A 9,102-nucleotide genomic window follows, 5' to 3' on the forward strand; every position below is an offset into this window, starting at 1 on the left:
GGCGCGGGCCGTTGGCCGTGGGTTACTCATGGAGAATCACGCTAGATCTACCCCTGTCCCGCCCGCAGCGACACGCCGGAACATTCACCCGTTCACCATGACCGGGACAGGGGGCCAATTTATTCCGCGGCCGATTCCGGGGGCCGGCGCCGCTGCAGCCGGTCGCGAATGACGCGACGCAGCAGCATCACGGTCTTGCTCAGCTCACCCTTGGGCTCGGGCTCGGGAGCCTCCATGAACTGGAGGAATTTGAGCAGCAGCTCGTTCGTGGAGTTCCACAGCGGAACGAAAGCTCCGGCGATCGGTCCGGTGCCCTGGATCGGCCCGCCGGTGAGCGCGGTGACCTTCTTCGCGAGCTCCACGGTGCCCTCGTCGCGGAACACCAGTTGCACCTCGTCGTTCTCGGCCAGCCGCAGCTCCATCTTGCGTGCCGCGGACTCGGCCGGGGTGGCGTCGGTGGTGCCCTCGGGGTCCAGCTCGTCGATCTTCGCGGCGATCGTCTCGGCATCCACCCCGAGTTCCGCCAGCACCCGCGCCGCCATGCTGCCCTCGGCGTGCACCAGCGCCTCCAGGATGTGGTGGCTGCCGATCGGAGCGCCCCCGGCCAGCGCCTCGGCCGTGGCCGTGACCTCCTCGGCCGCGGTGGTCGCCTTCGGCCGGCTGGGCTCAGTTCCGCCTGTTCCGCTCAACAGAGCCAGAACCTCGGCCCGCACGGTCCGCAGGTCGTCGATCCGGCTGGCCAGGATCTGGGCCGCGACGCCCTCGCCCTCGCGGATGAAGGCCAGCAGGATGTGCTCCGTGCCGATGTAGTTGTGGCTGAGCTGCATCGCCTCGCGCAGCGCCAGCTCCAGGCATTTCTTGGCGCGCGGCGTGAACGGGATGTGCCCGGAGGGCGCCTCCTTGCCTTGGCCGATCATCGACTCGACGTCGGCGCGCACCTGGTCCCGGGTCACCCCGAGCTGCCGGAGCGCCCGCGCCCCGATGCTGTCCGGCACCGACAGCAGACCGAGCAGCAGGTGCTCGGTCCCGATGTAGTTGTGCTGCAGTGACCGGGCCTCTTCCTGCGCCCCCACCACAACCTGACGAGCCTTCGCGGTGAATCTCTCGAACATGCTTCCATGATGACAACCCTGTCAATGCTCTATCAATGATAGGGTGACCCTATGTCAGAATGGGAGGACCGCCTCGCGAAGTGGCAGGACGAGCTCGAGCTCTTCAAGCAACTCGACGACACCCCCTGGGTCCCCCTCGCCCAGGCCGAGGTCGAGACCGGCGTCTCCCGCTCCGCCCTGCGCGCCTGGTACCGCAACGGCGAGATCGAGTCCCGCCTCGTCGACGGCCCCAACGGCCCACAGCGCCTGGTCCCCCTCGAAGCCGTCATCCAGCGCGCCGCCCAGTCCCCCCGCATCCAACGCCGCGCCGAACGCGAGCTCAGCCTCGAAGCCCAGGTCGCCCTCCTCCGCAACCGCGTCGACCAACTCGAGCTCCGCCTAGCCGCCCTCGAACGGCATACCGAAAAACCGTAGGCAACCTCCCGCACCGGCAGGCGTCTTCTGAAATATCGAGCCTGGGTCAATGGCTCGTACTCCATTATCAACTGAGGGGAATACTATGTCTGGGAGATCCATGCTGGGCAGACGGCGGGTTCTTCTGCTCGGTGCGTTAATGACCGCGGTGGCCGGGGCCTCCGCGGTACCGGCCATCGCCGACGCCTCGCCGGGGTTCCGGGTTGTCGATCTCGGCTTGGGTGACAACAGCGAGGCGCACGCGATCAACGACCGGGGCCATGTGGTGGGACAGCGCGACAGCCGTCCATTCCTGTGGCGCGACGGTCAGGTCACCGATCTTCTGCCGGCTGGCGAGTTCGGCAATGCCACCGATATCAACAACAACGATGAAGTGGTCGGCGACCGCAACGGTCGTGCTTTCCTCTGGCGTCGTGGTGTCCTGACCGATCTGGGAACGCTTCCCGGCGGATCCAACAGCTTCGCGACGGCCATCAACGACCGCGGGGACATCGTCGGGTCGAGCAACACGGCCCTCGGGCCGCGAGCGTTCCGCTGGCGCGACGGCGTGCTGACCGATCTCGGCATCATCCCTGGCGAGTTCAACTACTCGCGGGCCTACGATATCAACAAGTTCGGTGTCGTCGTAGGCGAGAGCGGCTTCTTCAACACCGTCGCCGTGCGGTGGCGCAACGACGCCATTCAGCCGTTGACCGATCAGTTCACCACGGCCGTGACGATCAACGATCACGGTGACATCGCCGGATACTACCAGGCGGGAATTCCCCGCGGTTTCCTGTGGCATCGCGGCGAGCTCACTGAGATTCCGGGTCCGCCGGGAGTGATGTTCTTCCGGCCGAAGGCGATGAACGACCGAAGGCAGATCGTGGGTGGCACCGACGCCGAGGCCTTCCTGTGGCAGCGCGGCCAGCTGACCCTGCTGCCGCAGCTGGTCAGCACCTCCGGCGCGCAGGACATCAACGACCGCGGCCAGATCGTCGGCTTCAGCTCGGTCCGCACGGACGGCCTGAACTACCACGCCGTGCTCTGGACCCGGTGACCCATACGAAGTGCGCGTCTCCAGGGGGCTCGTAATCCAATTATCGTTTGAGGGGACGACTATGTCTGCAAGATCCATGCTGGGCAGACGGCGAGTTCTTCTGCTCGGTGCCCTGCTGAGTGCGGTGGCCGGGGCCGCCGCACTGCCAGCCGTCGCGGACGCCTCGCCGGCGTACCAGATCATCGATCTGGGCCTGGGCGACAACAGCGTGGCGACCGCGGTCAACGATCGCGGCCACGTCACCGGTGACCGCCAGGGCCACCCGTTCCTGTGGCGGAACGGGCAGATCACCGACCTTTTCCCGAACGGTGAGTTCGGCGACGTCTTCGACATCAACAATCGCGACGAGATTGTCGGAACGCGTCCCGTGAACGGGTCTACCCACGGTTTCCTGTGGCGCGCAGGGGTCGTCACAGACCTGGGGCCGCTTCCGGGCGGGGCCACCAGCTTCGCGTCGGCCATCAACGACCGCGGGGTCGTCGCCGGCACCAGCGAGGTGTCCGGTGGGAGCCTGCACGCCGTCCGATGGCAGGACGGGGTGCCGACCGACCTCGGTGTCCGGCCCGGGGGGAACATCTCGATCGCCCGGGACATCAACCGGTTCGGCGTGATCGTCGGCGACAGCGACATCAACGGTTTCAACCGGGTGGCCGTCCGGTGGACGCGCAACGGCGAAATCCAGTCCCTGACCACGACGACGGAGACCTCCGCCACCGCGCTCAACGATTTCGGTGACGTCACCGGGATCGTCTCCGGCAGCACCGTCCACGGTTTCGTCCTGCACCAAGGCGAGTTCACCGAGATTCCGGCCCCACCGGCCCCGCTCTTCCCGGGCCTCCAACCGCTCGGGATCAACAACCGCCTGCAGATCGTCGGTAACACCAACCCCGACGCCTTCGTCTGGCAAAGCGGCCAGCTCACCACGCTGCCGACCCTGCTCGCCAGCTCGGTCGCACACGACATCAACGACCACGGCCTCATCGTCGGCGGCAGCTCGACGAGCCGCGGCTTCGACCCGAAGGAGCACGCCGTGATCTGGAAGCGATAGCAACCGGAGAACCGCTCGGGCACGTGGCCGATCGCCTCGGAGGCGGCCACGTGCCCGGCTTTTTGCTTGGCTGTGCAGTCGCTGTGGACGTGCGTGCATCGCCCTTTCTCCGGTAGCGGTGATCACTGCCAGGGTGCAGATCACGGTTCGCCGGTGGAGAGGATGGGAATGCACCAGCAACGTATCGCCGTCGCGATTGCCGCGGGGATCGGCACGATCTGCTCGCTCACGCCGTGGGCGAGCCCGCGCTGGCTGAACGCCGCCGGCGGCGACGAGCTGGCGAACCTGCGCTGGATCACGCTGGTGTGTTGCGCGGCGGTGCTCATCGGCATGGTGGCCGTCCGCCGCACCGAGCCGCTGACCCCCGGCGGCAAGGGGCTCTGCCGGCTGTCTGGCGGGCTCACCACGCTGCTGGCCATCCTGGGGATCATCGGCATCAACTCGATCATCGACGACGACTCCCCACTCAGCCGCTCGGCCAGCGTCTACCCGAGCCTGCATCTCCTCCTGATGGCGGGCGCGGCCGTCGCCATCCTGCCCAGCGTCGTCCCGCTCCGGTCAGGCACGCCCTGACCATGTGTTGGCGTCTCACGTCGTCATGTTGGCCCGCTGCGTTGGTGTGTTGGCGTTTCACGTCGCCGTGTTGGCACCTGACGTAGCCGTGTAGGTGTGTGGCGCGAAGGGCGCGAGCCCATCCGGACGCCGACTGCCAACACAACGACGCCACAGGCCAACACAACGACGCCACGCGCAAACATGGCGACGCCAGAGGCCAACATGCCTCGACATGGGCCTGGCTCAGGCGCGGAGGCGGAGGCCGCTGGGGGTGGCGCGGAAGCCGACCTCGCGGAGGATCTCGGCGAGGTGGGAGGTGAGGGCGGTTTCGCCGTCGGCTTTCTGGACGGCGAGCTGGCCGAGCCAGCCTTCGCGGACGGCGCGGGAGAGGGCCTCGGCGGCGGTGCGGAGGGCGGTCTCGTCCTCGGTGAAGGAGAGCAGGCTGCGGCCGCCGCGTTCGACGTAGAGCACCGGGGTGCCGTCGACGAGGACCGCGAGGGCACCGGCTTTCCTTGCCGGGCGGTGCTTTCCGGTGCCGACGGGGTCGGGCCAGCCGAGGGCGGCGCCGTACGGCTGGGCGGGGTCGGCGGCGGCGAGGATGACGGCGCCGGCCTCCTTGGGCGGGGCCGAGGTGTCCGTCCGGGACAGTGCGCGGAGGCGGTCGACCGCGCCGCGGGCGGCGAACTGGGAGGCACCCAGACCCTCCACCACGTAGCCGCGGATGATCTGGCCGGACTCCTCCTGAGCGCGCAGCACCCGGTACACGGCGCTGAACCCGCCGGTGACCCGCTCGGTGTCCAGCGCGCCGCGGGTCAGCACGCCGTGCCGCTCCAGGAACGCCTCGGCCCGGGCGTGCGCGCGGCGGGTCGGGTCGGCCTCGCGCGGGGTGACGAGTGACCAGCGGCCGGCGACCGTGGGTGGGCCGGTGCGGGTGGGCATGGCCGGGCGGGCGGTGCGCAGCCGGGCGTAGCGGCCGCGGGGCGCGGTGCGGCGGGGTTTGTGCGCGGCGCCCCGGCCGGAGACCAGGGCCCGGAGCGGTCCCAGGGTGTCGTTGGTGACCAGGCCCGCCCAGACCAGATCCCACAGCGCCGCAACGACATCGCCGTCCTCGGGTGCGGGCGCGCCGCCGTCGAGGAGCATGGCCGCGGTCCGGTCGGCGAGCTGGCGGAAGAACAGCGCGCCGCTGCCATAATTATGGATCGATGGCGTATCGCCAGTCATGGCGGACAGGACGGCGCCGTGCAGCGGAGTCTCCGGAACCGCCTCCTCCACGTCCGGCAGCAGCAGGTCGGCCACATCCGTTGGGGCGACGGCGATCCAGCCGTCTCCGCCGGCCAAGGGCCCGCAGCCGCACCAGGTCACCTCGCCGGCCGTGGTCAGCTCGTCCAGCAGCGCGGGCGAGTAGCCGGGCAGCCGGGACGGCAGGATCAGCGACTCGAACCCGCTGGCCGGCAGCGGCGCCCCGGCGAGCTGCTCGACCACGCTCAGTACGTCGTCCGGGGTCGGTGCGGTGCGCACGCGTTTGCCGACGCCGTGCCAGACCGGCAGGAACCGCCCGAGCGCGGCCGGCTCGACCGGCTCGACCTCGGCCCGCAGCCGGGCCAGCGACGCCCTTCGCAGGCGCCGCAACACATCCGCGTCGCAGTATTCCGTTTGTGTCCCGTTCGGACGGAGCTCGCCGCGGACCAGCCGGCCGGTGCCGACCAGCCGGTCGAGCACGCCGGTGACCACCGAGACGCCGAGCCCGAACCGGGCGGCCACCTCGGACGCCGGGAACGGGCCGTGCGTGCGGGCATAGCGTCCCAGCAGGTCTCCCAACGGATCCGCGACCGGCTCGGTGAACGCCTCCGGCACGCCCACCGGCAGCGCCACGCCCAGGGCGTCGCGCACCCGGCCGGCGTCCTCGATCGCCAGATACCGCTCGTCGCCGGCGATCCGCACCCGGATGGCCCGCCGCGCCGACTCCAGCTCGGCCAGCCACTCCGGCCGGACCCCGCGCTCCGCGGCCTCGTCGACCGACAGATCACCCAGGAACCGCAACAGGTCCGCGGCATCCTCGGCGTGCCGCGCGTGCCGGGACGGGTCCAGCCGCTGCAGCGAGCGCTCCACCTCGGCCACCACGTCGGCGTCCAGCAGCTCCCGGATCGCCTCGGAGCCAAGGAGTTCGGCCAGCAGCGCCGAGTCGAGCGAAAGCGCCGCCGCCCGCCGCTCGGCCAGCGGCATGTCCGGCTCGTACAGGAAGAGCCCCGCGTAGCCGAACATCATGCTGCGGGCGAACGGCGACGCGGACTGCGTCTCCACCTCGACCACCCGCACCCGCCGGGCCCGCACGTCGGACATGAGCTCCTTCAGCCCGGCCACGTCGTAGACGTCCTGCAGGCACTCCCGCATCGCCTCGAGCACCACCGGGAACCGCTCGTACTTCGCCGCCACCGAGAGCAGTTGAGCCGAGCGCTGGCGCTGCTGCCACAGCGGGGTGCGCTTGGTCGGGTTGCGCCGGGGGAGCAGCAGCGAGCGGGCCGCGCACTCCCGGAACCGCGCGGCGAACAGCGCCGAGCCGCCCACCTCGGCCACCACGATCTGCTCCACCTCGTCGGGATCGAGCAGGACGTCCTCGGCGCCGGCCACGATCTGCGCGCCGGTGTCGTCCATGATGTCCGGCAGCCGGATCACGATGCCGTCGTCGGAGTGCACGATCTGGGTCTCGATGCCGCGCCGCTCGCGCAACCGGGCCGCGATCGCCAGCGCCCACGGCGCGTTCACCTGCGCCCCGAACGGCGAGTGCAGCACCAGCCGCCAGTCGCCCAGCTCGTCGCGGAACCGCTCGAGGAGCATGGTCCGGTCGTCCGGCACGTGCCGGGTGGCCTCCCGCTGCTCGGCCAGGTAGGCGACCAGGTTGTCCACCGCCCAGGCGTCCAGCCCGGCCCCGGCCACCCGCTCACGTGCCTTCTCTTCGTCCATTGTGGACATTTCGCGGACGAACTTCCCATACGCCCGGCCGAGCTCCAGCGGCCGGCCCGGGGCGTCGCCCTTCCAGAACGGCATCCGCGCGGGCTCACCCGGCGCCGGCACCACGATCACCCGATCATGCGTGATGTCCTCCACCCGCCAGGCGGACGTGCCGAGCAGGAACGTGTCGCCGACCCGCGACTCGTACACCATCTCCTCGTCCAGCTCACCGACCCGGGAGCCGGCCGAGCCCTCCGACCCGGGCGTCATCACGGTGAACAGGCCGCGGTCCGGGATCGTGCCGCCCGAGGTCACCGCGAGTCGTTGCGCGCCGGGCCGGCCGCGCAGCTCGCCGTTCACCCGGTCCCAGGTGATCCGCGGGCGCAGCTCGCCGAACTCCTCGCTGGGGTAGCGCCCGGCCAGCATGTCCAGCACCGCGTGCAGCGCCGAGTCCGGCAGCGAGGCGAACGGGGCCGCGCGCCGGACCAGGGCGGCCACCTGTTCCACCGTCCACGGCTCCAGCGCGGTCATCGCCACGATGTGCTGCGCCAGCACGTCCAGCGGGTTGCGCGGGTAGCGCACCGCCTCGATCGCGCCGGCCGCCATCCGCTCCGCGACCACCGCGCAGGACACCAGGTCGCCGCGGAACTTCGGGAACATCACGCCCCGCGAGACCGCGCCCACCTGGTGCCCCGCCCGGCCGATGCGCTGCATGCCGGAAGCGACCGTGGGCGGCGCCTCGACCTGGATCACCAGGTCCACCGCGCCCATGTCGATACCCAGCTCCAGCGACGAGGTGGCCACCACGCACGGCAGCCGGCCGGATTTCAGCTCCTCCTCGACCTGGCTCCGCTTCTCCTTGGCCATGGATCCGTGGTGAGCCCGGGCGATGACCGGGTGCTCCACCCCGGCCGCCCAGCCGGACTCGGCGATCACCTCGGCCGGGAAGTGCCCGACATCCTTGGGGTAGACGGGGTTCTCGGCGGCCAGCTCGTTCAGCTTGGACGTCAGCCGCTCGGCCTGGCGGCGGGCGTTGGCGAACACGATCGTCGACCGGTGCTGCCGGACCAGGTCGAGGATGCGCTGCTCGACCGCGGGCCAGATGGACGGGCGCTGGGACTGCTGGCCCGCTTCGGGCTCCTGCTCGGTGATCGCGGACATGTCCTCGACCGGGACCTCGACCTGCATCTCGATCGTCTTGGCGATCTTCGGCTGGACCACGGTGACCGGGCGCCCGCCGGCCAGGAACGCGCTCACCTCGTCGACCGGCCGGACCGTCGCGGACAGCCCGATCCGCTGGGCCGGCCTGGGCAGCATCGCGTCCAGTCGTTCCAGGGACAGCGCGAGATGTGAGCCGCGCTTGGTGCCGGCGACCGCGTGCACCTCGTCGACGATCACGGTCTCGACGCCGTGCAGCGACGCCCGGGCCGCCGAGGTGAGGATGAGGAACAGCGACTCCGGCGTGGTCACCAGCACGTCCGGCGGGGTGCGGGCGAACGAGCGGCGCTCCTCGGCCGGGGTGTCGCCGGTGCGCATGCCCACCGTGATCGCTGGCTCCGGGAGGCCCAGCCGGTGCGCGGCCTGGCGGATACCGGCCAGCGGGGCGCGGAGGTTCCGCTGCACGTCCACGGCCAGGGCCTTCAGCGGCGACACGTAGAGCACCCGGCAGCGGTGCAGCTTCTCCTCGGGTGGGGGTGCCGCGGCCAACCGGTCCAGCGCCCAGAGGAACGCGGCCAGCGTCTTGCCGGAGCCGGTCGGCGCCACCACCAGCGCGTGCTCACCGGCCGCGGCGGCCCGCCAGGCGCCGGTCTGCGCGTCGGTGGGCGCGACGAAGGCACCGGCGAACCACTGTCTGGTCGCCGGCGTAAAGAGGTCGAGGATGTCGCCCACACTCACATCTTGACGCATGGCACCGACAGTCCGGGCCGGGTGCGATGAAGGGGGCCTTCCTCACGCTGGAGGGTGAGGAAGGCCCCCTTCATCGC

At 70.7% G+C, this 9,102-nt stretch carries 6 protein-coding genes and 1 pseudogene; 4 read left to right on the top strand and 3 right to left on the bottom strand.

The genetic code is table 11. The features are described from left to right. Positions 1-119 precede the first annotated feature (119 nt). Together VGR06_RS43040 and VGR06_RS43045 are read right to left on the bottom strand one after the other, a co-directional pair. Entirely contained in the window at positions 120-608 is a 489-nt protein-coding gene (locus VGR06_RS43040) for a Clp protease N-terminal domain-containing protein (RefSeq protein ID WP_327565051.1), read from the bottom strand. Between the two features lie 39 nt (positions 609-647). Continuing rightward, positions 648-1,112, bottom strand: a pseudogene (locus VGR06_RS43045) (Clp protease N-terminal domain-containing protein); the annotation flags it as partial. Between the two features lie 51 nt (positions 1,113-1,163). On the opposite strand from VGR06_RS43045, the gene VGR06_RS43050 reads away from it, so the two are divergent. The 4 genes from VGR06_RS43050 (at position 1,164) to VGR06_RS43065 (ending at position 4,186) form a co-directional block, all read left to right on the top strand. Continuing rightward, positions 1,164-1,526 carry an excisionase gene (locus tag VGR06_RS43050; protein WP_327565046.1) on the top strand — a complete coding sequence of 121 codons (363 nt, stop codon included), beginning with the start codon at positions 1,164-1,166 and terminating at the stop codon, positions 1,524-1,526. Between the two features lie 100 nt (positions 1,527-1,626). After that, positions 1,627-2,565: a hypothetical protein gene (locus tag VGR06_RS43055; protein WP_327565047.1), complete on the top strand. Its 939-nt coding sequence runs from the start codon at positions 1,627-1,629 to the stop codon at positions 2,563-2,565. A 61-nt stretch (positions 2,566-2,626) separates the two neighbouring features. After that, the gene (locus VGR06_RS43060; protein ID WP_327565048.1) at positions 2,627-3,613 is read left to right on the top strand and encodes a hypothetical protein; all 987 of its coding nucleotides are present in this window, start codon (positions 2,627-2,629) and stop codon (positions 3,611-3,613) included. Positions 3,614-3,781: 168 nt separating this feature from the next. Next, positions 3,782-4,186 (top strand): hypothetical protein, encoded by a 405-nt coding sequence (locus VGR06_RS43065; RefSeq protein ID WP_327565049.1) that lies wholly within the window; start codon positions 3,782-3,784, stop codon positions 4,184-4,186. 225 nt (positions 4,187-4,411) lie between these two features. On the opposite strand, the gene VGR06_RS43070 is transcribed toward VGR06_RS43065, so the two are convergent. Further along, positions 4,412-9,025, bottom strand: a complete 4,614-nt coding sequence (locus tag VGR06_RS43070; RefSeq protein ID WP_327565050.1) for an ATP-dependent helicase — start codon at positions 9,023-9,025, stop codon at positions 4,412-4,414. Positions 9,026-9,102 lie beyond the last annotated feature (77 nt).

Source organism: Actinophytocola sp. (assembly GCF_036002505.1).
Classification (GTDB): Bacteria; Actinomycetota; Actinomycetes; order Mycobacteriales; family Pseudonocardiaceae; genus DASYTH01.

Excerpts from the sequence above, each read along its gene's own strand:
- VGR06_RS43050 (WP_327565046.1), top strand. The coding sequence starts at position 1,164 with ATGTCAGAATGGGAGGACCGCCTCGCGAAGTGGCAGGACGAGCTCGAG.
- VGR06_RS43055 (WP_327565047.1), top strand. The coding sequence starts at position 1,627 with ATGCTGGGCAGACGGCGGGTTCTTCTGCTCGGTGCGTTAATGACCGCG.
- VGR06_RS43060 (WP_327565048.1), top strand. The coding sequence starts at position 2,627 with ATGTCTGCAAGATCCATGCTGGGCAGACGGCGAGTTCTTCTGCTCGGT.
- VGR06_RS43065 (WP_327565049.1), top strand. The coding sequence starts at position 3,782 with ATGCACCAGCAACGTATCGCCGTCGCGATTGCCGCGGGGATCGGCACG.
- VGR06_RS43070 (WP_327565050.1), bottom strand. The coding sequence starts at position 9,025 with ATGCGTCAAGATGTGAGTGTGGGCGACATCCTCGACCTCTTTACGCCG.